At 34.5% G+C, this 24,656-nt stretch carries 25 protein-coding genes; 12 read left to right on the top strand and 13 right to left on the bottom strand.

From position 1 onward, the window contains the following. Window positions 1-3 precede the first annotated feature (3 nt). Window positions 4-1,005: a sensor histidine kinase gene (locus tag ACQ654_RS16525; protein ID WP_430411454.1), complete on the bottom strand. Its 1,002-nt coding sequence runs from the start codon at window positions 1,003-1,005 to the stop codon at window positions 4-6. 181 nt (window positions 1,006-1,186) lie between these two features. Between ACQ654_RS16525 and ACQ654_RS16520 the strand changes: the two genes are divergently transcribed. Further along, window positions 1,187-2,044 carry a hypothetical protein gene (locus ACQ654_RS16520; protein ID WP_430411453.1) on the top strand — a complete coding sequence of 286 codons (858 nt, stop codon included), beginning with the start codon at window positions 1,187-1,189 and terminating at the stop codon, window positions 2,042-2,044. Window positions 2,045-2,145: 101 nt separating this feature from the next. Beyond that, complete coding sequence (locus ACQ654_RS16515) at window positions 2,146-2,346, top strand: hypothetical protein (protein WP_430411452.1); 201 nt, start codon at window positions 2,146-2,148, stop codon at window positions 2,344-2,346. Window positions 2,347-2,413: 67 nt separating this feature from the next. Here the strand turns inward: ACQ654_RS16515 and gldD are convergent, their stop codons facing one another. From gldD to mutY, 4 genes are all read right to left on the bottom strand, one after another. Next, a complete protein-coding gene (gene gldD / locus ACQ654_RS16510) occupies window positions 2,414-2,977 on the bottom strand; it encodes a gliding motility lipoprotein GldD (RefSeq protein WP_430411451.1) in 564 nt (187 codons plus the stop codon). Beyond that, on the bottom strand, window positions 2,977-4,278 hold the full coding sequence (locus ACQ654_RS16505) for a gliding motility-associated protein GldE (protein WP_430411450.1): 1,302 nt from the start codon (window positions 4,276-4,278) through the stop codon (window positions 2,977-2,979). Before ACQ654_RS16505 ends, gldD begins: the two co-directional genes overlap by 1 nt. A 26-nt stretch (window positions 4,279-4,304) precedes the next feature. Then, complete coding sequence (locus ACQ654_RS16500; RefSeq protein ID WP_430411449.1) at window positions 4,305-4,790, bottom strand: single-stranded DNA-binding protein; 486 nt, start codon at window positions 4,788-4,790, stop codon at window positions 4,305-4,307. Between the two features lie 87 nt (window positions 4,791-4,877). Beyond that, window positions 4,878-5,915 carry an A/G-specific adenine glycosylase gene (gene mutY, locus ACQ654_RS16495; RefSeq protein ID WP_430411448.1) on the bottom strand — a complete coding sequence of 346 codons (1,038 nt, stop codon included), beginning with the start codon at window positions 5,913-5,915 and terminating at the stop codon, window positions 4,878-4,880. Window positions 5,916-6,046: 131 nt separating this feature from the next. Between mutY and ACQ654_RS16490 the strand changes: the two genes are divergently transcribed. From ACQ654_RS16490 to ACQ654_RS16465, 6 genes are all read left to right on the top strand, one after another. After that, window positions 6,047-6,337 (top strand): HU family DNA-binding protein, encoded by a 291-nt coding sequence (locus ACQ654_RS16490; RefSeq protein WP_007095511.1) that lies wholly within the window; start codon window positions 6,047-6,049, stop codon window positions 6,335-6,337. Window positions 6,338-6,666: 329 nt separating this feature from the next. Further along, window positions 6,667-8,214: an Rne/Rng family ribonuclease gene (locus ACQ654_RS16485; protein WP_430411447.1), complete on the top strand. Its 1,548-nt coding sequence runs from the start codon at window positions 6,667-6,669 to the stop codon at window positions 8,212-8,214. Between the two features lie 513 nt (window positions 8,215-8,727). Continuing rightward, on the top strand, window positions 8,728-8,940 hold the full coding sequence (locus ACQ654_RS16480) for a DUF2945 domain-containing protein (RefSeq protein ID WP_430411446.1): 213 nt from the start codon (window positions 8,728-8,730) through the stop codon (window positions 8,938-8,940). 69 nt (window positions 8,941-9,009) lie between these two features. Beyond that, window positions 9,010-9,699, top strand: coding sequence for an alpha/beta fold hydrolase (locus ACQ654_RS16475; RefSeq protein WP_430411445.1), 690 nt, complete (start codon window positions 9,010-9,012; stop codon window positions 9,697-9,699). A 9-nt stretch (window positions 9,700-9,708) separates the two neighbouring features. Then, window positions 9,709-10,278 carry a Crp/Fnr family transcriptional regulator gene (locus tag ACQ654_RS16470; protein WP_430411444.1) on the top strand — a complete coding sequence of 190 codons (570 nt, stop codon included), beginning with the start codon at window positions 9,709-9,711 and terminating at the stop codon, window positions 10,276-10,278. 82 nt (window positions 10,279-10,360) lie between these two features. Further along, window positions 10,361-10,810, top strand: coding sequence for a carboxymuconolactone decarboxylase family protein (locus ACQ654_RS16465; RefSeq protein WP_430411443.1), 450 nt, complete (start codon window positions 10,361-10,363; stop codon window positions 10,808-10,810). A 46-nt stretch (window positions 10,811-10,856) separates the two neighbouring features. Here ACQ654_RS16465 and ACQ654_RS16460 read toward each other — a convergent pair whose 3' ends face one another. Continuing rightward, a complete protein-coding gene (locus ACQ654_RS16460) occupies window positions 10,857-11,039 on the bottom strand; it encodes a hypothetical protein (protein WP_430411442.1) in 183 nt (60 codons plus the stop codon). A gap of 196 nt (window positions 11,040-11,235) precedes the next feature. Here ACQ654_RS16460 and ACQ654_RS16455 point away from each other — a divergent pair, with 196 nt between their 5' ends. Together ACQ654_RS16455 and ACQ654_RS16450 are read left to right on the top strand one after the other, a co-directional pair. Continuing rightward, entirely contained in the window at window positions 11,236-12,261 is a 1,026-nt protein-coding gene (locus tag ACQ654_RS16455; protein ID WP_430411441.1) for a hypothetical protein, read from the top strand. 101 nt (window positions 12,262-12,362) lie between these two features. Further along, window positions 12,363-13,007 carry a diphthine--ammonia ligase gene (locus ACQ654_RS16450; protein WP_430411440.1) on the top strand — a complete coding sequence of 215 codons (645 nt, stop codon included), beginning with the start codon at window positions 12,363-12,365 and terminating at the stop codon, window positions 13,005-13,007. Here ACQ654_RS16450 and ACQ654_RS16445 read toward each other — a convergent pair whose 3' ends face one another. Next, window positions 13,008-17,501, bottom strand: a complete 4,494-nt coding sequence (locus tag ACQ654_RS16445) for a lamin tail domain-containing protein (RefSeq protein ID WP_430411439.1) — start codon at window positions 17,499-17,501, stop codon at window positions 13,008-13,010. It lies immediately after the preceding gene. 105 nt (window positions 17,502-17,606) lie between these two features. On the opposite strand from ACQ654_RS16445, the gene ACQ654_RS16440 reads away from it, so the two are divergent. Then, the gene (locus ACQ654_RS16440) at window positions 17,607-18,077 is read left to right on the top strand and encodes a regulatory protein RecX (RefSeq protein ID WP_430411438.1); all 471 of its coding nucleotides are present in this window, start codon (window positions 17,607-17,609) and stop codon (window positions 18,075-18,077) included. A gap of 64 nt (window positions 18,078-18,141) precedes the next feature. On the opposite strand, the gene ACQ654_RS16435 is transcribed toward ACQ654_RS16440, so the two are convergent. From ACQ654_RS16435 to ACQ654_RS16410, 6 genes are all read right to left on the bottom strand, one after another. After that, window positions 18,142-19,011 (bottom strand): cupin-like domain-containing protein, encoded by an 870-nt coding sequence (locus ACQ654_RS16435; RefSeq protein ID WP_430411437.1) that lies wholly within the window; start codon window positions 19,009-19,011, stop codon window positions 18,142-18,144. Between the two features lie 110 nt (window positions 19,012-19,121). Then, window positions 19,122-20,231: a biotin synthase BioB gene (gene bioB, locus ACQ654_RS16430; protein ID WP_430411436.1), complete on the bottom strand. Its 1,110-nt coding sequence runs from the start codon at window positions 20,229-20,231 to the stop codon at window positions 19,122-19,124. 28 nt (window positions 20,232-20,259) lie between these two features. Further along, entirely contained in the window at window positions 20,260-20,742 is a 483-nt protein-coding gene (locus ACQ654_RS16425; protein ID WP_430411435.1) for a hypothetical protein, read from the bottom strand. Window positions 20,743-20,845: 103 nt separating this feature from the next. Continuing rightward, a complete protein-coding gene (locus tag ACQ654_RS16420) occupies window positions 20,846-22,288 on the bottom strand; it encodes a flotillin family protein (RefSeq protein WP_430411434.1) in 1,443 nt (480 codons plus the stop codon). Next, window positions 22,260-22,871 carry a hypothetical protein gene (locus ACQ654_RS16415; RefSeq protein ID WP_430411433.1) on the bottom strand — a complete coding sequence of 204 codons (612 nt, stop codon included), beginning with the start codon at window positions 22,869-22,871 and terminating at the stop codon, window positions 22,260-22,262. Before ACQ654_RS16415 ends, ACQ654_RS16420 begins: the two co-directional genes overlap by 29 nt. Window positions 22,872-22,908: 37 nt before the next feature. Beyond that, window positions 22,909-24,057: a beta-ketoacyl synthase N-terminal-like domain-containing protein gene (locus tag ACQ654_RS16410; RefSeq protein ID WP_430411432.1), complete on the bottom strand. Its 1,149-nt coding sequence runs from the start codon at window positions 24,055-24,057 to the stop codon at window positions 22,909-22,911. Between the two features lie 170 nt (window positions 24,058-24,227). Between ACQ654_RS16410 and ACQ654_RS16405 the strand changes: the two genes are divergently transcribed. Next, window positions 24,228-24,653 carry a cytochrome c oxidase assembly factor Coa1 family protein gene (locus ACQ654_RS16405; RefSeq protein WP_430411431.1) on the top strand — a complete coding sequence of 142 codons (426 nt, stop codon included), beginning with the start codon at window positions 24,228-24,230 and terminating at the stop codon, window positions 24,651-24,653. Window positions 24,654-24,656 lie beyond the last annotated feature (3 nt).

Here is a 24,656-nt window from a genome sequence, read left to right as displayed (position 1 = left end):
TAATTATTTTTTTAATATTGAAACTGTTAAATCAATAGATAAATTTACACGATATTCTTCTTTGGTATCTTCAATTTCTAATATGTGAGAATTAGGATATAAAAGGTTTAAACGTCTTTTTACATTTTCAAGACCCATTCCTTCTCTTTTCGATGTGGAAATCATCGAAGGCTTTGAGTTGAGCACACCAAAATGAAGCGTAGTATTTTTTATAGCTACGGAAACATCAATTGTACTGAGTTCATTAGTGCTTTGCGCACCATGTTTTACAGCATTTTCAACAAAAGGAATAAGTAGCATAGGAGCAATCCTTAAGTTCAATAAATCTCCACTTATTAAAAATTCAATAGTACAACGCTTGCTCAATCTTTTTTCTTCAAGTAACAAATAATTTTCTATAAACTCAAGTTCTTCTTTTAATAAAACGGTCTCTTTTTTAGAACTCTCTAGTTGATATCGCATTAACTCTGAGAGCTGCATGACAAGATCTGGAGTTTCGGGTGATTGCTGTCTGGAAAGGGCATAAATACTATTTAATGAGTTAAATAAAAAATGAGGATTCACCTGCTCTTTTAAATAATTAAGCTCCATCTCTTTTTGTAATTTTTCTTTCTCAGCATTTTCTCTTTGTATGATTATATTTCTTCTTAAAAAAAAGGCAGCCATTCCTGTTCCAGTTGTATAAATAAGAAAAAAGAATATTTTATAAACACCAATCCAGCTAGGGTATGCCTTTAAATAAGAACCAAGAAATATGCTCCCAATTAGCAGTATTCCATATAAAAAATAGCGTCTCTTATCTAAAAAAAAAGGAATGAAAATAAAATGATTTACCCATATAACAGCCATAATAATAGCTGTATAACTAAGATTGTGTAAGTAAAAAGAATACGTAGTATCAAAGTTATCTTTAAATAACCACCCACCCAATATTTCAAGTATTATTACCAATAAAAAGGCTCCTATGTTAAGAAGTATGGTATGCTTCAAAGATTTTTTAATCATAAACACATTTATTAAATTCTAATAAAGATAGTATCTATACATGCAAACCTCCCTAATTATTATACAAAAGCCTGATATCAATGACGAAATGGTTTTGTCATTTAATTATTGTGTTTATCCTATTAATGAATCAATACATTGAATATAGTATACATTTATTGAACATTTAAGTAAAAAAACAATGAAAAATTACAACTTTATATTTTTAATACTTGTATTAGTCCTGTTTCTAAATGCCTGCAATACTAAAAATCAAGACTCAAAAGCCAATGATTTGCCAACTAAAGAACACACTTATTTTGGACAAAAGCCGCCTGGCTTAGAGTCAGAACCGTTAGAACGAGGTATCATCACCAAAGAAGGCTGGAAGCTAGGAGGCGTGTTTACTCCAGGCATGAAAGAGTTTTACTTTACCACCTATGCTGGTGATGCACCCCTTGATCCCACCGTTACCGTCTTCCGTAATGAAAACCGGGTTTGGAAGCAATACGATTTTTATTCTCTGGGTGGTGATACTTTGTACACGAATGATAAATATATAGAACGAACCAACACTGGTTGGTCAAAAATAAAAAGTCTTGGTTCCCCGTTTGATACAATTCCCATTATGCGCCTTACAGCTTCTTTAAAAGGAACCTTGGTTTTTGATGAATTCACGAGAGATGGAACTGGTGTTCTTCGATATTCACGATTAGTAAACGGCAAGCGTGAAGCACCGAAACCCTTTGGCAAAGAGATAAACACGGGTAAATGGAAGGCTCACCCTTTCATTGCTCCAGATGAATCTTACATTATTTGGGATTGTGAAAGAGAGGGTGGATATGGTGATGGTGATATGTATATCAGTTTTAAACAGCCAGATGGAACATGGGGTCCCGCCATTAACTTCGGGGATAAGATAAACACAGAAGGCGAAGACGGTGGAGGATACGTAACCCCAGACGGGAAATACCTTTCCTATTGCCCCCGTTGTAAACCCCCTTATGATAGAATGTGGGTGGATGCTCAGGTTATTGAGAATCTCAGACCCAAACAATAAATCATAAAATAAGTACGCATAGTTTAACTACCAGTTATCAAACTAATATTCAACAAAATTACAAAGAGGAAGAAAGCATTAAAACAACTAAATTACTGATATTGACATTTGCTTTATCACTAAACACTGTCTTTGCTCAAGAAAGTATTGGAAACGATAATGATTTTTCACCCTTAGAAAATTGCTATCTTGGTCAAAAACCACTAGGCTTAATTCCTGAATTATTTGCTCTTGATTTGGGTGAACTATATTTTTCAGCTACTAAAGAAGGTGAAGTTCTTGATAAATTTTTCTTGCTTTAAAACGCATTGAACTCTATTAAAACAGGTGTTAACAAGTCATTTCACATCAACAGCTAAGCAACTCTATCTACTCTTCCCACTCCAACGATTCAATCAATGTGCGAATGTCTTTTTTAATATACACAACCGCTGGATAGATAGAATCGTAGTTTGGTTTTGTGTTGAAATATAACGAACCTGTTAAGAAATGTTTTGTGCTATCAGTTACATAAAATTGTGCTTGCGAAGCAACATTTCCTTCTACTTCATACACCATTCCATATACATTTTGTTTGGCATTTTCGTAAACAGTTGGCTCAATAGCGTCTGCCTTTACAGCATGTTCATACGTGAGTTTTTGAACATCTTCTAACAACTTATTTAAATTTCCATCAATTGCTATATATGATAAGTGTAATGTTGCGTTTAATGCAGGGTAATCAACATCAATCCAACAATTTTTCTTGGGAATAATCGTCGCAATTTGATTTTTTTCAAACGTATATGGACAATCAGATTGCACTTTTGCATAGTTTGCTTCTGGATATTCTAAACTTAGAAATGCTTTTGGCTTTGGCAACACTTCTCCTCCACAAGAAATTAATAAAATACTTAGCACTGAAATGATACTTATACACTTAACTAGCTTCATTATTTGAGTGTTACTTTTACTTGTTTTAATCGTTTGTTATCAATTACTTCTACAGTAAACGTGTAGTTACCGAAATTTATTTTATCCTTTACTTTTGGAAAACCTCTAAATATCTCTAATACAAATCCTGCAACGGTTTCCGATTCTCCTTTGTGCGATTCAAATTCAGTAGGATCAATCAATCCTATTACTTTGTAAAAGTCTTTTAAATTGGTTTTTCCTTCAAAGACATAATTTTTATCATCAATTTTAGAATAAATTAGGTCTTCATCATCAAATTCATCACTTATATCGCCAACAATTTCTTCAATGACATCTTCTAACGAAATCAACCCAGATGTTCCTCCATATTCATCTACCACAATGGCTAAGTGAATTTTCTTTTCTTGAAATTCACGCAGTAAATCATCTAGTTTTTTATTTTCTGGAACAAAATAGGCGTCACGTAAAAGTGTTGTCCACTGAAAGTTTTTTGCATCAATAAATGGAATTAAATCTTTTACATATAAAATTCCTGAAATCTCATCTAAACTTTCTTTATATATAGGAATTCGCGAATATCCTTTTTTAGTAATTTCGCTTAAAACTGTTTCAAACGACATACTTTCTTTCAGTGCAAACACATCCATTCGTGGTTGCATTACTTGTTTGGTATCTGTATTTCCAAAAGATACAATTCCTTGTAAAATTTTCTGTTCTTCTTTTGTCGTTTCATCTTCAGAAGTCAATTCTAATGCCTGTGATAATTGATCTACAGAAAGATTGGTCCGTTGTTTTCCTAGTTTTTTCTGAATTAATCCAGACACAAAACTCATCGGTCCGCTAATAGGTAAAAACAATTTGTCTAAAACAAGTAGTGGATATGCCATCATTGCCGAAAATTTGTGTTTGTTTCGGCTCGCATATACTTTTGGAAGAATTTCTCCAAAGAGTAAAATTAGAAAGGTAACTACACCAATTTCTATGACCAATCGAATCCATTCTGTGGTAATTCCTGAAAAGAAAACATCACTTAAGGAAGCAAATAGTAAAACCGTTGTAATATTGATAAAGTTATTCGCCACTAAAATAGTAGCTAATAATTTTTTAGGTTTTCGAAGTAGTTTTGCAACCAATCGCAATCGTGCTGCATCAGATGCTGAAGCTTCGTTGACTTCCGTTGGCGACAAAGAAAATAGTGCAACTTCTGCTCCTGAAATTAAGGCAGAGCAACACAATAAGATACCAAAAAAAACAATCTTAAAAATAACAAGTCCGTCAAAGGCTGTTGTAAAGATGATTATACTGGGTTCTGGATCCAAACTTTCAATGGTTTATTAAACTTCGATTAAAATGGTAGATCATCGTCTTCTTCAACAGGTGTTGCTTGTGGCGCTTGCTGTTGTGGTTTTGCTGGTTGTACAGCTTGATGATTCGTAGTTGTATCAGTATTGCCTGAAGCATTTGTAGCATTCGCGGCATTTGATTGCGATTCTTGCTTGGTAGATAAAAAGGTAAAATCGGTTACTTGCACTTCAGTAGAATAGCGTGTGTTTCCATCTTCGCCTTGCCATTGTCTGTTTTTTAAACGACCTTCTACATATACTTTATCACCTTTGCTCAAATATTTTTCACAGACTTCCGCGGCTTTATTTCGAACAACAATATTATGCCAATCTGTATTTACAACGCGTTCTCCTGTTTGTTTGTTTGTATAGGAATCATTAGTTGCTATTGGAAAACGACCAATGCAACCACCACCTTCAAAGTAATGCATTTTTACCTCATCACCCAAGTGCCCTATCAACATTACTTTATTTAGTGTTCCACTCATAATTTTAAATTTATTTATCGTAAAATACAGACTCCGTTCTTCAACGGAGTTAGTTCAACTTACAATATCAAATGTACTAAAAAACCATTAAAAATTGAAGGCTTCAATGAAGTTTCCAATTAGAATTGGTACTGGATATTTTCTAATAGTGCCCAAAGGTATTCCCTTTTCTAACATATTACTAGTTTCTAGTATCCAAAATGTTGTGTGTAAATGCTGATGCGATAGTTTGTGTATAATTACTTTTTTGTTGAATTGTGTGATTGAGAAGTCTTTTATATTGATAATTTCTTGTATTTCAGCTTGATGCACCTCTATACTGGTTACTTCCTTTGTCGTTTCAAACAGTGGAAATTGATACAATCCTTGCCAAATTCCTTTTCCTTTACGTTCTTCTAAAAGTGTTTGTTGTTGGTTTGAAATAACAACCAAATAGTTAAACCAGCGGTTTTTTATCTTTGTTTTTTTCAGCTTGACTGGCAACATTCCGACACGTTGATTTTGCAAACCTGCGCAACTTGAAGCTATCGGACATATAATACAATATGGACTTTGTGGCTTGCATTGTACGGCGCCAAATTCCATAATTGCTTGATTAAAATTAGCAGGATCGTCATGATCTACGACTTCAAACGCTAATTTTTTAAATAATTTTATGCCTTCTGTACTATTTATTGGAGTATCAATATTAAAATATCGTGCCAATACTCTGTACACATTTCCATCCACTACTGGAGCAACTTCATCAAAGCAAATTGAAGCAATAGCACTTGCGGTATAATCGCCAACACCTTTTAGCTTCAAAAGTTCTTTATATGTAGTAGGAAACTGCCCGTTATAATTATTTACAATATCTTTAGCGGTGTAGTGCAAATTGCGCGCACGCGAGTAATAGCCTAGTCCTTGCCAAAGTTTCAGTACGTGTGATTCTTCGGCTTTTGCCAAATCGTATACTGTAGGAAACGCGGTTGTAAACTTCTCATAATAAGGCAATCCTTGTGCTACGCGTGTCTGTTGTAGCATAATTTCTGAGAGCCAAATGCGGTATGGATCTTTGGTTTTTCGCCAAGGCAAATCGCGCTTATTTTGGAAATACCACTGTATAATTTCTTTGGAAAAGTTCATCAAATAAAAATAATACGCAAAAATATATCTTTATATGGTTAAATTTTAATCAATTAGAATATAAATATTATCTAATTAATTATATATTTGCAACCCTTAATTTTTATAAAAAATAAATAAAATATATTAAAATGACGAAAGCGGACATCGTAGCAAAGATTTCAGAAAAATTAGGAATGGAAAAAGGTGATGTACAGGCAACTGTAGAAACTTTTATGGAAGAAGTTAAGAATTCTTTAGAGAGTGGAGACAATGTTTACCTAAGAGGTTTTGGTAGTTTTATCATCAAAACTAGAGCGGAGAAAACTGGAAGAAACATCTCTAAAAATACGACAATCAAGATTCCTGCACATAACATTCCTGCATTTAAACCTGCAAAAGTTTTTGTAGAAGGCGTAAAGAGCAACGTTGAAGTAAAGTAATTAAAAAAATAATTTATTAATTTAAAAAACATAGAGCATTATGCCAAGTGGTAAAAAAAGAAAAAGACACAAGGTGGCTACGCATAAGCGTAAGAAGAGAAGAAGAGCTAATCGTCACAAAAAGAAGTAGTTTATAACAAACTATTTTTCTTTGTTTTATAATTTATATAAAACAAAACGTTCTTTGAAAAAAAATTGCATACCAATAATGTAAGCACTTCTGTCTTGTGCTTACATTGTCGTATGTATATTTTATTGGGTAGAAACAATACCTGTTGAAAATTGTTTAATCCATCTATACAATTTGTATGGATAAAAATTTTATCAGAGTGAATAAAGAATTAATAATTAGATCCAATTCCTCTGAAGTAGATTTTGCCTTGCTAAAGGATGGAAAACTTATAGAATTACATAAGGAAGAAGACAATAATGATTTTGCAGTTGGAGACGTATTTCTTGCTAAAATAAGAAAACCCGTTTCTGGACTAAATGCAGCTTTTGTAAATGTTGGCTATGAAAAAGATGCCTTTTTACATTATCATGATTTAGGACCGCAACTTCCTTCCTTGTTAAAGTTTATAAAACGTGTAAGCACAGGTAAATTAAAAGATTATACATTAAAAAACTTTCCTTTTGAACCAAATATAGATAAGAATGGTAGCATCATGGATGCCATAAAAGCCAATCAATCCTTACTTGTTCAAATTGTAAAGGAGCCAATTTCGACCAAAGGTCCTAGAATTAGTTCTGAACTTTCTATTGCTGGACGATATATTGTACTTGTTCCCTTTTCGGAACGTGTATCCATATCACAAAAAATAGAGAGTAAGGAAGAAAAAGACCGATTAAAACGTTTGGTACTTAGTATCAAACCGAAAGGTTTTGGCGTTATTGTACGTACAGTAGCTGAAGGCAAAAAAGTAGCTGAATTGGACCAAGACTTGCAAAATTTGTTGACAAAGTGGTCAACAATGTGCAAAAAGTTGTATAAAGCAGAACATCCGTCGAAAGTTTTAAGTGAAATGAACAAAGCATCCTCTATTTTGAGAGATATCTTTAACGAGTCATTCACAGGAATTCATATAGATGATGAAGATCTTTATTACGAAATTAAAGAATATGTGCACAATATTGCACCTAAAAAAGAGTCTATCGTCAAATTGTACCAGTCAAAAGTTCCAATCTTTGAAAAACATGGAGTAGAACGACAAATTAAAACCTCTTTTGGAAAAACAGTTTCCATGAGTAAAGGCGCTTATTTAGTTATAGAACACACCGAAGCATTACATGTAGTTGATGTGAATAGTGGTAACCGTTCTAACAAAGCCCGAACACAAGAGGACACTGCATTAGAAGTCAATATGATTGCCGCAAAAGAAATTGCAAGGCAACTCCGATTGCGCGATATGGGAGGAATTATCGTCATCGATTTTATAGATATGACCAATGCAGAACACCGAAGAACTTTGTTTGATCATTTGAAGACAGAAATGAAAGACGACAGAGCGAAACATAAAATATTACCTCCTAGTAAATTTGGTTTGGTACAAATTACACGACAAAGAGTACGACCAGAAGTAAATATTAAAACGAGAGAAGTAAACCCTAATGGTGGCGGAAGCGAAGTAGAGGCTCCGATAGTTCTCGTTGATAAAATTACAACTGATCTAGAAAGAATTTTAGCCAAGAAAGATGGCTTCAACGGAGTTACGTTAAACACGCATCCTTTTATTGCGGCGTATCTCACAAAAGGATTTCCATCCATCCGTTTTAAGTGGTTTATGAACCATAAAAAATGGGTAAAAATATTACCTAGAGATGCTTACACGTATCTAGAATATCGTTTTAAAGATAAAAACGATGAAGTTTACAATTAATGAAAAGCGACCAATATTTGGTCGCTTTTTTTGTTTATGGGCATTTGATATTGTGGTGTTTTTCTTATATTTATAAATTAACTTCAATATAAATTTTTATGAATTGGCTAAGTGCAATATTTTCACTAATAACATTAATTGTAGGATTTTCATTGTCAGAATTTAGCAAACTTTATTCTGAAAAAAGAAGTGACAAGAAGAAAGTATATATCTCTGGTTAATTTAATGTCATATATGTCAAGAATTAAAAAAAGGAAGAACAAATGCTACAATTTATACTTTGTTCAGAATAAGTCAAGCGTTAGAAGTTCCGCTATCAGAAATTTGTGAATTACGTACTGATTGCTTCAAACCAACTAAAAATAATTCGTGAATTCGTGGCAAAAAGAAACTATTAGCTTTCAGTCTTGATTTCAAACTCAATCAAAACAAAAAGTAACGCATTCACTTCAATGCTACCAATTCACTTTCATAAAATTTCTTTTTCTTTTATCTTTAAGAAAAAATTAAATTATGATACGAAAAGGAACAGTAGTCAAATGGAAATGGGGAAATGGACACGCCGAAGGAAAAGTTGAAGAAACCTATACAAAATCTGTGACGAAAACTATTAAAGGTTCCGAAGTTACCCGAAATGGCTCTGATGACGATAAAGCGCTTTTGATACAACAAGAAGACGGCACAAACGTTTTGAAGCTTGAAAGCGAAGTAGAACGGAATGATTAATGGAAAAAATAAGTTCTTTTTTTAAAGAGTTTTTAAACTTATCGGATTAAATTCACTCACAATTACACCATGAAACACACCAACCTACTGCTACTCCACGGCGCTTTGGGAAGCAAAGTACAGCTAAAACCATTACAAACGTTATTAGCAAACGATTTTAATGTACATACTTTAAATTTTGAAGGTCACGGTGGGCGAACTTCTGATCATGAGTTTGATATGGAACGATTTGCAGAGAATGTGGTGGAGAAACTTCAAACACTAGGGATTTCCAATACACATATTTTTGGGTACAGTATGGGCGGATATGTCGCGTTAACCTTAGCTAAAAAATATCCTGAGTTGGTAGATACAATTGTAACATTGGGCACAAAGTTCGATTGGACATTGGCTTCCGCAGAAAAAGAAATTAAAATGCTAAATCCTGAGAAGATTGAAGAAAAAGTACCCGTGTTCGCCAATCGATTACACGAGTTGCATCAACCAAATGACTGGAAAGAAGTGATGTACAAAACTGCTACAATGATGCTCGCATTAGCAAACGGCAAAAAACTTACCGATGACGATTTACGGCAAATTGAACATAAAATATGTATCGGAATTGGTTCAATAGACACTATGGTCACGATTGAAGAATCAACTCATACCGCTTCACTATTGCCAAACGGAACTTTAAAAATTATTGAAGACGTAAAACATCCAATTGAGAAAGTAGATGTCACCGTTTTGGCTACTTTTATTCGAAATTTTATTGTTTAATCTCAATCTATGAAATCACAATTAGCAGATTATTTAAATAGATATACAACGTTTGATTCGGAAGAAATTGATTTGATTTTTAATTCACTTTCACAAAAAATATTTCAAAAGAAAGAATACTTACTTGAGCAATATCAGGTTTGCACCTATCGCTTTTTTATCGTAGAAGGTTTGGTTCGTTATTTTAAAACAGATAGCAACGGAAATGAAAATATTAGCATTTTCGGAATTGAAAATTGGTGGATTACAAATTTAGATAGTTTTGTAAATGAAATTCCATCACACAATACAATTCAAGCCCTAGAAAAAACGATTGTTTTATGTATTTCAAAAAATGATTTGGAATTGCTATATGAAAAAGTTCCAAAATTGGAACGTGCTTTTCGATTGATTACGGAACGAATGTTGATTGCTATACAACGTAAAGACGAGATTTACATGAAACAAAGTAGCAAAGAACGCTATAATGGTCTTGTCGATCAAATTCCAAATTTTACACAACGTGTTCCACAATATATGATTGCTTCCTATTTAGATATTACACCCGAATATTTAAGCGAAATTAGAAAAAACAGCTAATTTATTTTCTTTCTTAAGATACCTTAAGTAGTTTCAATACAGTTCCAATGTAGTTTTGTATAAATAATTAAAACGAAAAATTATGGAACGAATTTCATACGGAGATATTCCAAAAGGAATGTTTGAACATTTACATAAAATAGAAGCTTTTATAAGAGAATCTTCTTTAGACAATCAACTTTTAGATTTAATTAAATTGCGTGTTTCTCAAGAAAACGGTTGTGCTTATTGTGTAGATATGCATTATAAAGAGTTGAAAAAAACTGGAGAAACCGAACTTAGACTTTCTTCTGTGTGTGTTTGGGAAGAAACGCCTTATTTTACTGAAAAGGAACGAGCAGTACTGACATTTGCAGACACATTGACCAAATTACAACGAGCGCCAATTCCGGATTCAGTGTACAATCCGTTATTGCAATTTTTTGATAAGAAAGAAATCTGCATACTTACACTTTCAATTACCCAAATAAATATGTGGAATCGACTGATGAAAACATTTTTATTTACACCTGGAAATTATACAGCAGTTTAATAAAAAAAACGATCGAATTCGGTCGTTTTTTACATTCTTTTTCAATCTAAAATAATATACTATGCAAGTCATTTACTGCTTCTATTATCGTATTTCCATATCCTTTGATGATCTTATATTCTTCTCGATCAACTAAAACTACAGCGTACTGATAGTTTTTTAGTTTGAAGTGTAAATAACTTGATTGTTGCAATGCATCTTCAGTAGTAGCCGTATTTCTGTTTGGCACAAAGTACTTGTAAAAAGTATAAACGCTCATCAGACTTTACGAAATATACTTCTAATATTTCACGAAAAAAGGTTTCTGTAAATTCAAGAAAAGTATTTTTATAGTTAACTTATCATAAATACGCAACTCTTCGTATTGCTTTTTCTTGTGATGACTATTATTTTTACATTGAAAGCAATTTGGAAATATTTAAATTATGCAAAAACAATTAACACAAAAAGATCGAAAAAAGCTTCAAAAAAAAATAGGATTTGTCGCAGTATTTGCAATATTTGCAATCGCTATTCTTAGTTTCATTTATTTTTTTATACTAAAAGGCTTCACTTCAAACAGTGATGGTTTTGGCTATATACCGCTTATAATTTTTGGGCTTTTTGGACTTTTTTTTGCAGGTATAATCGGCTATATGGCTTGGGCAATTATACAAGATATTAATACAGGAGTTAAAAATTGTATTGATGGTATTGTAGAAGATAAAAAACTAAATATACGTCATAGTACATCTGGCGGATCTGGTGTTGGACGATCATCTGGAAGAAGAACTAGCACCAAACGAGATTACTCTATTACTATAGATGGTACGGAACACAAAGTGGAATATGATATGTATTCATATGTAAGTGTTGGCGATCATATTTATTTTGAAGTTGCGCCAAAATCTGCTGTTGTACTGCATTATGAAGTTGTAGAAGAAGTAGTTGCTGAACCAAAACATATTGTCAGTCATACAAAAACGAAATATCCTGATTCAAAAATTAGAAAAGCGCCGTTAATTAGAGAAGACAAGAATACACTCCAAAAATTTTATTCGCAAAAAATACGTTCTCGTTTACTTACTATTGCCATTATTGCATTTCCAATTTTCGGACTAATACTGAATGGTTTAGGATCATTATTAATCTTCATTTTTCCGTTACCAATTGTATTTATTTACCAATTATATAAACTCTATTCATTTCATACAAAATATAGAAAATCGGTTAATGAAGGAAGAAAACAACTCATTACGACACAAGTTATTGATAAGCTTTTTACAACAGTTTCTAATAATGGAAGAAAACATAATAAGCGAAATTTAAAAACTACATACGGATCTGTTCAAGTTTCAGAAGATGTCTATCAAAAAATTAACTCAGGTGACGAAATCACCATTCATAAAGCGTTGCACTTACCATATTCTCTTGGTATTTCTATGGACGAAATTTACTATGCGGCATACTAATTTTAGAAATGAAATCTTTTATAAAATTCACGATCTTACTTCGTGAAAAGTAATTGTGACTTGTTATTTTTGTTTCGAATTTATGTTGATAAAAATAGCTTATGAAACTACTTTGTTCTTGGTCTGGCGGAAAAGATTCTTGTTACGCGTTGATGCAGTTACAACAGAAACCAATTGTGTTATTGAATGCTTTGAATGAAAATGGTGAAATTAGTCGATCGCACGGACTTTCCAAAGCCTTGCTACATGCGCAAGCAACCGCTTTAGATGCTTCTATTCACTTTATTTCGGCAACTTGGGCAGATTATACCGAGAAGTTTATTGATGAGCTAAAAACACTTACAAATGAATACAAATTGACAGATGCCGTTTTTGGAGATATTGATATTGAATCACACCGCGATTGGGAAGAAAGTGTGTGCAAAGCCGCAAACATTAACTGCAACTTACCGCTTTGGCAACAAGATCGGAGAACATTAGTTACCGAAATGATTGACGCTGGAATTGTAGCCATGATTGTGTCATGCAACGACCATTTAGGGAAAGATTTTTTGGGTAGAATCATCAATCAAGAAACTATTGATTTACTTGATGCTAAAGGCGTTGATATTTGCGGTGAAAATGGCGAATTCCATACAGTTGTTCTTGATTGCCCACTTTTTAACAAACCTATAGAAGTAATTCAAGGAGAAAAAATGAGCAATGGAACTGGTTATAATTTTATAGAATTATCGCTTTCCGAATAATTATCGTGTAATTTTCTTTGTCAACGTACCTTTTTCAGTATCAATTACAACAATATACACACCAGAAGCTTGTTCGTTTAATGATATTTTTTGATTCATATCGTTAATCGAAATAATTTTTGCGCCTATCATAGAGTATATCGTAACACTATTGATTTCTAAGCGTGTACGTTGTTTTATCTCAAGTTCGTTGTTGTTATTTACGTATACTGCTATTGCATCTTCATTTAAAACCTCATCAACACTTAACGTAGATTCATCAACGAATTGCAATTGAAATCTATCTTGAAAAACTCCATCTGTGGTTGTAAATGTATAATCAGATATTTTTAAATCGTGAATGATATTTAAGTCTAAATCTTTTAGGTAAATATTTGTTGTGTTTAATACGCCATCTACATCACCAAGACCAATAGTTAAATCTCCTAATATTTGCGAATCGTATCCTAACGGAACAATATCATTAACCGTAAATGTTGGACGACCTTGAATTCCGTATTCTGCAGTAGCGTCTTTTGAATAGAAACTTACATAGTTGACTCCTTTGATACGAATTCCATCGTATAATCTGTCTCTTTGAAGCGTTGCATCGTCAAAAAATCCAATTAATAGTTCGCTAAAAACACCATCATTGTTGGTAAGTTGTAGCCAAACTCTATCTTTTTCAACAGTGGTATCGTCTTCAGCGTCATTAGGTCTGAAAAAATCATTGTTACTGTAGGTGTTGCTTCGCATACTGTTGTTAAACGTAACTGTTCCTGCTGTAATTGCTTGCAAGAAAAAACCTTGTCCAGAAGCTATAAATCCTGTTGGTGCTGAGCTTCCACTTGTAGAACTTGAACCACCAATACCACCAACAGTATTGTACATTGCATAATCGTCTGTACTGTAGTTGAACGTGTTTGGCCCTGGATTTGCAACAGAAACATCGTTTACATGCGTCCAAAAATATAGTGTTCCTGTAATATTTGTATTTAACGCAACAAAATCGTCAGCACTTATTGCTGATGGATATGGATTTCCAACAAAATTCCAATCGTCATCTGTATCTGTAGCATCTGCGCTTAAACTAATTGGTGTTGTTATGACTCCATTATTAACTGCTCCACTAAACATGACAGATTCTGTTCTTGGAAAAACTCCTGTAGTTGGTCCCATGACTGCATATCCAACTCCTGGAGTCATTGTATTTGTGCTTGTTTCTTGATTCCAAATGTTATTATCATCATCAATTTCATCATTGTCTAAATCTGCATAGTTTGCCGCAATATAACTATACGCACGATCTAGTCGCCAACTACTTAATCCTGCCGCAAAGGTTGTACTTGCAACTGGTGACGACCAATAGGTATAATCGTATTGTTCGTATGGCGTTGTTGTTTTTTCTACATTTATAATTCCTGTACCGTTTAGTGTTACGCTTCCAGCATCTTCAACCATAATAAGTGAACCTTCATGGTTTATATTTACAATTCCGGTTGTATTTACTGTTAAATCATTCTCAATATCAATGTAAGCTCCACTTGGAATTGTGAGTGTAACGCCACTATCAACGGTTAACGAACAAACAACTAAATCACCATCTGTTGTTGCATTGTAATTTCCCGCTAAGGAAACTATTCTTGATCTTTCTGGCGTTCCGTTACTCCATGCAGAACCGTTCCAAGAGGTAACTCCTTCTTCATGTTCACCTAAGTATGGATTTGTTCCTACAACTGCATTTTCTACTTCAGAATTTGTAAACTCTACCCAATCACCTGGGCTCCAAATAACAGATGGCCCTGATGATACACACGAGTTTCTTACAAAAGTTCTATTCAATCCCCAAGAAGTTCCATCACCAATTACATCTACTCTATTTGCCCATGAATTACTATCAACTGTTGTGGTAATAATTACCAAATCATCTCCATTAAATAAGCTTGCGCTTGATGGGAATTCGGTGGTAGGATTTCCGTCATATCCAGTTTCTCCAGGAGAAGCATATGCTGGCAATACAGCTGTATCGTGTTTGTATCTTCTGACTTCATCAATAGCCATGTCTGTTGAAATTAACACATTATTATTGAATGATAATGAACCACTATCTGACGGATCTGCCGTAGCTGGAGTATCTGCATCTGCATTATTTAATACAACAATGTAATAGGTATTTGCTGGAATTATTGCACCACTTATATTTTTTACTTCAATCCATTTGTTGGTCATTGTACCTTCGTAATATTGTGTAATCATAATATCACTAGAACCAGCGCCATCATTATCCGTAATGGTAAGTGTATGTGTTGTATTTGTTCCGATAGCCGCTGTTGTTCCACCTGCAACATTTTGTAAGTTTAGAATCACCGTTTCACTTGGTTCTACAACCGCGTCATCGTTAGATATAAATATTGTTAAACATTGATTTGCTGTCGATCCTGCAGGAAATGTAAGTGTCACTGGAAATGAGATCGCCGCAGGTATTCCTGCGCCATCGTCGTAATCTGTTCCGTTGGTTGCTGTACTTGCGCCATCGAGGGCAATTTCAACGGTGGTTGCTGTTGAACCACTTGGATTTGTAATTGCTACACAGACATCTATAAATAAACCATCTTCAGCTAGTGTTGAGCTTGTTGCTACAAATGCTACTTCTGTAGTTGCACAAGGTGATACTAACGAATTTGTTCCTGGCGAACCACCATCGGTAACTTCTTGCCAGTTGGTTCCTGTATCAGAGTTATCCATTGTAATATCTGTCACATGTAGCGAACTTCCGTTTCCGTCAGCGCCATCTCCATTATCGTAGGTTACTGCATCAGCTACCGTTGTTCCGTCAGCAGCAAATAGCGTAATGGTTCGCGTTGTGTTTGCTAAGTTGTTTGAGTTGTTTATGCTTCCATTCAAGCCAAAATCTGGTGTAAAATTACATCCTGGATTGAAGTTTCCATCTCCATTACTTCCAACACCAATGGTAATACATGTGCCATCAGCAATGGTTTGTCCTCCCGAAAACGTATATAACGTGGAGCCGTTAGCATCTAATGTGTATAAACTTAAACTTTGTGTACTTCCAGAGTTATTACATATTTCTACCCATTCATCATCTGTACCAGTAGAGTTGTACATGATTTCAGTAATGACAACATTTGCCGTTGGTGGTGCATTCACCGTTAAGATCCCTGAATTGTATGTGACAGCATCCCAAAAATTCCCCATGTTGTCTGCTAAGATTCCTCCATAGGTAAAATCGCTACCGTTTATTCTAAAACGTGATGCATAGTAATATGTTCCTGGTGTTCTTGCAGAGCCAATTTCTGCTGTATATTGATCATTGTTTCCAACATCTGTATCGTATGTAGCAGCTACCCATGTCCAACCAGCTCCAACACTTGGATCATTGTCAGTTGTGTTGTACCCAATCCAAGCTTCTACATTAGCGCCTTGTCCGGCGGCATCTGTAATTCCTGGTTCATACACATGTGCATATACATTAAATGTGTCGCCTTCTGTTGTTGTAGCTGTTTTTGGAAAATCTACATTACAAAAATCGGCAATATCTGGATTTACGGTAAGTTGAATAGAATCGTTATTCCAATCACCTCCAGAACCTCCATAGGTAAATAGGCAATTGTTGAGTCTAAAACGACTTGCGTAATAGTGAGTTCCTGTTGCTAAACCAGAGCCAATTTCGGCACTGAATTCATCATTATTTCCAGCTTGCACGTTAAATGTTGCAGGAATCCAAGTCCAGCCTGCGTCTACACTTGGGTCATTGTTTATAGTATTGTACCCAATCCAAGCTTCTACACCTGTTCCAGCGCCTGCCGCTTCGGTAACTCCAGGTTCGTATCCTTGAGCGAAAACCGTAAAATTATCACCAAAAGTAATGGTTTGTGATGTTGTTGGGAATTGTACGTTGGTAAAATTCATAGCGTCAGTACATGAAGAAACTACTGTACCATTTACAGTAATATCATCTCCAGTACCTTCAAATCCTCCAGATCCAGCTCCACCTTCTGCCCAACCATATATTCTATACGTTACAGCAGCCGTATTTCCTGTTTGATTTACCGTGAATGTAATCGTTTGTACACTTGTATTATCGGCAATAGCCATTTCTGTATCAATATTTGCAGCATAGCTATCAATGGAGCTTCGCAAAGCAATTCCACGAAGTCCAGTATTAGAACGTTGTACATTAAAAACCATTGTTGTGACACTAAATTCAAAACCTATATTTGGTGTTATGGTAAATTCCATGTAGTCGTTTCCAGAAATTGCATTTGCAATGCTTGTTGATGCCCAAGAAGTGGCATTAAATCTATTTCCGTTGTTAGAAGCTGTTAGTCCACTTCCTCTTGTTATGGTTGAATTTGATAAGTTAGCGTCATTTGAGTTGGATGTTGCTGAAGCTTCATTTCCTACTAATCCATTGAATTCAAAAGTCAATATTTGACTGTATCCAACAAAACACATTAGAAAAAAGCAAACTAGGGTTGTTATTTTTTTTTTCATACCGTTACATTTTTTAAAGCCTACTAATATAACGGATAAAAGATTAATTATCAAGAACCTGAAAATTTGTTTCTATCAACAAATAGTTATTCTTTTGTAAACTCGATGGAAAACAAATCTTATTCTCTTAAGGAAGCTACCCAAAAACTACAGCAGTATTGTGCTTATCAAGATCGATGTCATAAAGAAGTTGTGGATAAGTTGAAGCAGATGCATATGATCCCGAAAGCAATTGATTTGATTGTTTCTGAATTGATTCAAGATAATTTTTTGAATGAAGAACGCTTTTCAAAAAGTTTTGCGCGCGGCAAGTTTCGGATTAAGAAATGGGGACGTTTGCGCATTGTAAGAGAGTTAAAACTTCGTCATATTTCTAAGTACAATATTGATTCCGCATTGAAAGAAATTGATGAAACTGATTATTTGAATACGTTGGATGAACTTGCTAGAAAGCGTGCGAATGCTGTGAAAGAGACAAATTCGTTTAAGCGAAAGAAAAAAATTGCCGATTATTTGTTTTATAGAGGTTGGGAATCACACTTGGTGTATGAGAAGATTAATGAACTCGTAAAGTAAATTCCATTTTGTTTTTGAGAGAAAATTAAAACCAAATGACTTTTTATAAATTTTCTCCAAGGTTTCAAAATATTTTGTTTTTTCTATGCGTTCTCAAAATAGCTTGTTCATTTTTCCAATCAATCCACTTTTGACCTTTCATTCTTCGCATCATGTTGTCATAGTTTCGCATTACAAATAAGTTGTAAACTGCTTTCCCTAAGTTTTTTGGGTTTTTAGCAATTGATCGTAAACTCATTGAAAAACCTGGCGTTATGTATTTCATATAATGCCAATATCCTTCAGGCATGTATAGTATATTTCCATGCTCTAATTCTGTAATATAGCCTTTCGCTTTCTGCAACGCAGGCCATTTTTTAAAGTTGGGATTCGAGAAATCAATGTCTTCACGAACGATTAATGAATGTGGAATTTTATATATAAAGTCGTTTTGTTTTTGATCAAATAGAATGCATTGTTTTTTTCCTTCAAAGTGAAAGTGAAATATGTTTGCCAAGTCAATATCATAGTGCATAAATGTATGCGAATCGGTTCCTCCAAAAAACAACATTGGCAACGATTTCATTAGTTTTAGACCAAAATCTGGATATGAGAAATCATTTTGAAGTGACGGTACTTCTTTTAGTATATTCCAAAGAAAGATACGGTATTTTGTAGGTGCAGTTTTGAGTAAATCTACATACGCAGCCATTTTCATTTTTGCGTGCGGCTCGTTAAAACCGTCTTTGTAATCTACAGGTCTATCATCATACAAAGGCACTTCTTTGTCGCCCGCAATTTCTTTCATGTAGTCTAAACTCCATTTTTGATACGCAGGCCAATCTTCAATAAAATTCTCTATAACCACAGGTTTTTGTGGTTTAAAGTAATTTTTGATAAAGTCTTCTTTGGTAATTGTTTTAACCCTTGGAATTTCTTGCAGATTCAAATTCAAAATTCTAACGTTTATTCTAGCTAAGTTAATAAATTGTTATGAAAAAATATTTTAAAGCTAAAAAAAGAGCTCATTTCTGAGCCCTTTTTATGTTACTATTTTGGTACTCTTTATTGTTTTTTTTCTAATACCGCCGCTTTCATTTTTTCTTTTGCTTGTTCATTTCGATCAATTTTATGGTCAGGTCTTGACCATTTTGGCTTTTCACCTAACGATTCATATTCAGAGTCTTTAGCTTCTACCGTTTGCGGTTGTACTTTTTTGGTAAATGGTTTTTGAGGATTTAACCCTAACATTTCAAACATTTTCATGTCTTCATTTACATCTGGGTTCGGCGTTGTTAGCAATTTGTCTCCAGCAAATATTGAGTTTGCACCTGCAAAGAAACACATAGCTTGTCCTTCTCTACTCATGCTAGTTCTTCCTGCGGATAAACGTACTTGCGTTTCGGGCATTACAATTCTGGTTGTTGCTACCATACGAATCATTTCCCAAATTTCTACGGGTTTTTCATCTTCTAATGGCGTTCCATCAACAGCAACTAATGCATTGATTGGTACAGATTCTGGTTGTGGATTTAGTGTAGCTAATGCAACCACCATTCCGGCTCTGTCTGCTACTGATTCTCCCATTCCAATAATTCCACCACTACAAACGGTTACATTTGTTTTTCGAACATTGTCAATCGTTTCTAAACGATCTTCATATCCACGTGTTGAGATTACTTCTTTATAGTATTCTTCTGAAGAGTCTAAGTTGTGATTGTATGCGTATAATCCAGCTTCCGCCAAACGTTTTGCCTGATTTTCCGTCACCATTCCTAAGGTACAACAAACTTCCATATCTAGTTTATTGATTGTACGTACCATTTCTAATACTTGATCAAATTCTGGTCCGTCTTTTACATTTCGCCAAGCGGCTCCCATACATACACGTGAGCTTCCTGATGATTTTGCGCGCAATGCTTGAGCTTTTACCTGTGAAACCGACATTAAATCGTTTCCTTCAATATCTGTGTGGTAACGTGCCGCTTGTGGACAATAGCCACAATCTTCAGGGCATCCGCCAGTTTTTATAGAGAGTAATGTAGACACTTGCACTGTGTTTGGATCGTGATGTAACCTGTGCACAGTAGCGGCTTCGTATAACAATTCCATCATTGGCTTGTTATAGATAGCTATGATTTCTTCTTTAGTCCAATTGTGTCGAATGTTGTTCATAAAAAAGTTAGTTTGATGACAAAAATAGTTATAACCATTTAGATTCTCCTTCTGTTGCGTCTAAAATATCAATTTTTAATACTTCGGCCATTTGTTTTGCTACTTTGAAGGCGTCTTCTTTGTTTTTTGTTGTGTATGCTTTGATGCGATGATTTCCATTGTAAAATAAGTTCAATACTATAACATCACTTTTTACATTTGCTTCCGCAGTTCTAGAACGTACAGTTATTGTTTCTGTTGTACTAAATACTGAAACATATTCTATTTCAGGTAAATCTTCCCATTTTCCAAATCGAAATCCTAAGACTTCAATAAATGTTCTGTATTTTTCTATTTTTAGATCAATCTCGGTTCCATCCTTGTGTAGAAAAAATACGGAAATCCCACAAACTATAAATCCATAATAGCCGCCTACAAGTATTGAAAGTGCTCCAATAGAAAAAATAAAAACCCCAAAAATAGTTTTTATGATTGGAGGTTTTCGCTTGAATTCTATTTTGTCATTACTCATAAAGGCATTTTATAAATGATGTATACTACGTTTTTGATTAAAGAAATATTGAATTGTATAAAAAAAATCCGCACGATGGCGGATTTTTTTATGTAATGAAGTTTTATTTTTCTTCAGTTTCCGTTGATGTCGTTCCGTCAGAAGTTGGAAGTTCTTTCGTTACATCTTTTCCTTTTAGGTATTCTGGCAACTCCATACCTGCCATGTTAAACATTTCCTGTAATGGTGGAACTGCTTTGTACATCCCTGAAATGAAGTTTGATGTAGATGTTTTACCATCTTTTCCGCCGCCATTTTCCCAAACGGTAACTTTATCAATTTTAATATTTTTAATTGCTTCTGCTTGTGTTTTTACCAATTCTGGTAATTTATCAGCTACTAATAGCAATACCGCATCTTTTGCACTATCACCTGCCGCTTTTACAATTTGCTCTAAACCAGATGCCTGCTTGGTTAATACTTCAAACTGACCTTGTGCTTCTGCTTGTGCTTTAAATAGGATGGCATCTGCTTCTCCTTTTGCTTTTCTACGGATGCGTTCTGCTTCTGCTTCTGCATCAATTTCAACTTTCTTTTTGTCAATTTCCGCAGGAACAATAATATCTGCCATTTGAGAAGATCGTTCTCTTTCAGCTCTTGCAACTTCCGCTTCACGTTCTGCTGCATATGATTCTTCTAGAGCTTTTGCCGATTGTACTTTTTCAGATGCAATTGCCACACGTTCTGCTTCTGCTTCACGTTGTCTTCTTTTAGAGTCTGAGTTTGCTACGGCAATTTTTGCGGTATTTTCTCCTTCTACGGCTTGTGCGTTTGCCGCAGCAACTTGTGATCTTTCGTCTTGTACTGCATTTGCTTCACCAATAGAACCATCTCTGTTTTTCTCTGCAACCGATTTACGAGCCGCGTTAATTGCATGTGCCGCCGCTTCTTTACCGAGTGCTTCAATATATCCAGATTCGTCAACGATATCCGTAATGTTTACGTTGATTAATTTTAAACCTACTTTCTTTAATTCTGATTCGACACTATCAGAAATATTTGTTAAGAATTTATCTCGGTCATTGTTAATTTCCTCAATATCCATTGAAGCTACTACTAAACGTAACTGACCGAAAATAATTTCTTGTGCTAGTTCTTGAATTTCGTTTTGACCTAATCCTAATAAACGTTCTGCCGCATTTTGCATAATGCCTGGTTCTGTAGAGATACCAATAGTAAATCGTGAAGGTACGTTTACACGAATATTTTGCTTACTTAAAGCATTTACTAAGTTTACTTCTATTGAAATTGGCGTTAAATCTAGAAATTCATAATCTTGAATAACTGGAATAATAAATGCCGCGCCACCATGAATACATTTGGCCGATTGTCCGCCACCTACTTTTCCGTATACGACTAAGATTCTATCCGAAGGACAACGTTTGTATCTACGGATAAATACCGTGATTAAGATAAAGATAAAAAGACCTGCAAAGACAAATAGGATTAATGAAGATGCGCCTGCAAGTGGATTTCCACTATCGGTTTGCAATAATAGGTGTGTCATATATTTGATGATTTAATGGTTGTACGATTAATATTCCGGTTCCTGTAATTTCTTTTACTTTTACCATGGTTCCTGTTTTTAGTGTTTCTGCACTGTCTGCCAACGCATCCAATTCGCGCAAAGCTCCTTGAACAGTGACATGAACTTTCCCTACTTTGGAACGATTGGCACCAATAGTTAGGTATACTTCTCCAACATTTCCAATAGCATTTTCAAGTTTGAGTGTTCCGCTACTGACCAATTTACTAATGTAGTAAATTAAGGAAGCCATGATAAACATCATGATGAGTCCTGCAATAATGGATATTATGAGTGTAACGCCTTTTCCATAGCCTGCATCCATAGCAGAAATTCCTGCCCAACTAAAAATAGTAAAGAAAGCTACTAAGTTTTTGAACGAAAAGAATTGAAAATCGATACCTGTGTCAGCTTCTATTTCAGCATCTACATCACCATCAACGCCATCTGCATCACCGACTAAAAATGTAGTGATAAGTACAAATACAAAGATTGTAGATGAAATTCCTGCAATAACCCAGTAGAATTGCTCAAAATATGTCAATGTTGAAAACCACTCTCCCATAGTTAAAAGTTTTTAATTGTTACTGTTTTTATTGAAATCAGTCTCGTGTTAGCAATACAGAAACGGCATTTCCTCCAAAACCAACCGCATTTACCAAGATATTTTTTAGTGGTTTTGGTGGTTTTACATGGTCAATATAAGGAATAGAAATGAATTTTTTATGTTGTATCATAAGTATTGCGAGTTCTACACTTAACATTCCTGAAGCACCAAATGTGTGACCAATCTTCCATTTATTCGTAGTGAGATTTGGCATTTTGTTACAAAATATTTTTTTTATTGCATTGAATTCGGCTAAATCACCTTTTATTGTACCTGGCGCGTGCAGTACTATCGCGTCTATTTCTTCTGGTAAATACTTCCCTAAAGCCATCCGCATCGATTTTTCAAAACATGCACCATCTGCCGAAATAGAAGTATTGTGTTTTAGAATTTCCGTTGCATATCCTATTCCTCGTATTTTTGCTAAAGCATTGGCGTGTTCTCCTTTTTCTAAACATATTGCCGCGGCACCTTCACCCAAAATCATGGTATTTTGCTTTTTTTCTAAGTCGAGCGATAAACACGGATATGTCGCTTGTTTTTTTGCATAAATGTGTAATGCTTTCATTTGTGCAATGGTAAAAGGCGTTAATGGCGCTTCACTTCCGCCAACTAAAAATTTTGTTGCCATGCCCGCTTGTATCCAAGCAATTCCGTTAAGCAATGCATGTAATGCTGTAGAACACGTTATGGAATGTGATATTTGTGGACCACTTGTTTGCAAATCGTGCCCAACCCAAGATGAAATATTTCCTAGTGTTGTAGTTGGCGAACTTAGGGTTTGTGCTTGCTTGTTTTTTAAGAAGTCTTCATGATATTTTTCAAATAATGCTGTTGCACCTCTAGATGAACCTATGTTGATTCCAAAGTCGCTTTCTGTATTCCAATTGGCATTTTTTACAGCATTTCGCGCAGCAATTATCGCATATAAAACACTATTGTCTAAGTTTTTATATTTTGTGTTAGAACTTTTTAAACGTTCAACTTCTTCCTTTGTTTTTTCAGAAAGTGCCGCCGTATATTCATCATCATTTTCTTTACTAAAGCAATGAGATGATTTTGTATAGTTTTCCCAAATTTCTATAGCTGAGGTTCCTAGTGGAGATATGGAACCCAAACCTGTTATAGAAATACATTCCTGCATCATAGTCGTTTTTATTGAGATTGCTAATATCGTAAGAAATCATATGATTTGCTAACATTTGAAAAGCTCTTTCTTGTAAAGAAATTTATATATTTAAGATTGTCAAACAGTACAGCTTGTAACTTTTTCTGTATTTTAGAACTTATAAATAGAACCTTAAAAACAAACACATGGATCAACACGATACTTTACACGAACCTAGAAAGAATTGGTGGCAACGCAACTGGAAATGGTTTGTACCAACTGGTTGTTTAACGCTCATTGTAGTGTTTGTTATTTTTATTGTAGCCATGTTTTTTACGGTAACTTCTATGTTGAAAGAATCTACTCCGTATGTTGATGCGTTTGAAGCTGCAACAAATAACAGCTATGTTATTGAACAATTGGGCGAACCTATTGAACAATCTGCATTGATTCAAGGACAGATTTCTATTTCAAATAGTGCTAGTGACGCAGATATTAGTATTCCGCTAAAAGGGCCAAAAGGCGAAGCCATGCTACATGTAATTGGCACAAAAAATAATAGTGAATGGTCTTATAGTAAAATGAAGGTGTATTTTACTACAAGTAAAGATAGTCTCAACTTGTTAGAGTGATTT

This window comes from Kordia sp. (genome assembly GCF_965283645.1).
GTDB lineage: Bacteria > Bacteroidota > Bacteroidia > Flavobacteriales > Flavobacteriaceae > Kordia.
The sequence above is the reverse complement of the archived record's forward strand: the minus strand, read 5'-3'. Positions and strand labels throughout refer to the sequence as shown.

Excerpts from the sequence above, each read along its gene's own strand:
- ACQ654_RS16500 (WP_430411449.1), bottom strand. The coding sequence starts at position 4,790 with ATGAGTGGAACACTAAATAAAGTAATGTTGATAGGGCACTTGGGTGAT.
- ACQ654_RS16520 (WP_430411453.1), top strand. The coding sequence starts at position 1,187 with ATGAAAAATTACAACTTTATATTTTTAATACTTGTATTAGTCCTGTTT.
- ACQ654_RS16525 (WP_430411454.1), bottom strand. The coding sequence starts at position 1,005 with ATGATTAAAAAATCTTTGAAGCATACCATACTTCTTAACATAGGAGCC.
- ACQ654_RS16465 (WP_430411443.1), top strand. The coding sequence starts at position 10,361 with ATGGAACGAATTTCATACGGAGATATTCCAAAAGGAATGTTTGAACAT.
- ACQ654_RS16425 (WP_430411435.1), bottom strand. The coding sequence starts at position 20,742 with ATGAGTAATGACAAAATAGAATTCAAGCGAAAACCTCCAATCATAAAA.
- ACQ654_RS16450 (WP_430411440.1), top strand. The coding sequence starts at position 12,363 with ATGAAACTACTTTGTTCTTGGTCTGGCGGAAAAGATTCTTGTTACGCG.
- ACQ654_RS16415 (WP_430411433.1), bottom strand. The coding sequence starts at position 22,871 with ATGGGAGAGTGGTTTTCAACATTGACATATTTTGAGCAATTCTACTGG.
- bioB (WP_430411436.1), bottom strand. The coding sequence starts at position 20,231 with ATGAACAACATTCGACACAATTGGACTAAAGAAGAAATCATAGCTATC.
- ACQ654_RS16470 (WP_430411444.1), top strand. The coding sequence starts at position 9,709 with ATGAAATCACAATTAGCAGATTATTTAAATAGATATACAACGTTTGAT.
- ACQ654_RS16420 (WP_430411434.1), bottom strand. The coding sequence starts at position 22,288 with ATGACACACCTATTATTGCAAACCGATAGTGGAAATCCACTTGCAGGC.
- ACQ654_RS16445 (WP_430411439.1), bottom strand. The coding sequence starts at position 17,501 with ATGAAAAAAAAAATAACAACCCTAGTTTGCTTTTTTCTAATGTGTTTT.
- ACQ654_RS16410 (WP_430411432.1), bottom strand. The coding sequence starts at position 24,057 with ATGCAGGAATGTATTTCTATAACAGGTTTGGGTTCCATATCTCCACTA.
- ACQ654_RS16480 (WP_430411446.1), top strand. The coding sequence starts at position 8,728 with ATGATACGAAAAGGAACAGTAGTCAAATGGAAATGGGGAAATGGACAC.
- ACQ654_RS16455 (WP_430411441.1), top strand. The coding sequence starts at position 11,236 with ATGCAAAAACAATTAACACAAAAAGATCGAAAAAAGCTTCAAAAAAAA.
- ACQ654_RS16440 (WP_430411438.1), top strand. The coding sequence starts at position 17,607 with ATGGAAAACAAATCTTATTCTCTTAAGGAAGCTACCCAAAAACTACAG.
- ACQ654_RS16475 (WP_430411445.1), top strand. The coding sequence starts at position 9,010 with ATGAAACACACCAACCTACTGCTACTCCACGGCGCTTTGGGAAGCAAA.
- gldD (WP_430411451.1), bottom strand. The coding sequence starts at position 2,977 with ATGAAGCTAGTTAAGTGTATAAGTATCATTTCAGTGCTAAGTATTTTA.
- ACQ654_RS16405 (WP_430411431.1), top strand. The coding sequence starts at position 24,228 with ATGGATCAACACGATACTTTACACGAACCTAGAAAGAATTGGTGGCAA.
- mutY (WP_430411448.1), bottom strand. The coding sequence starts at position 5,915 with ATGAACTTTTCCAAAGAAATTATACAGTGGTATTTCCAAAATAAGCGC.
- ACQ654_RS16490 (WP_007095511.1), top strand. The coding sequence starts at position 6,047 with ATGACGAAAGCGGACATCGTAGCAAAGATTTCAGAAAAATTAGGAATG.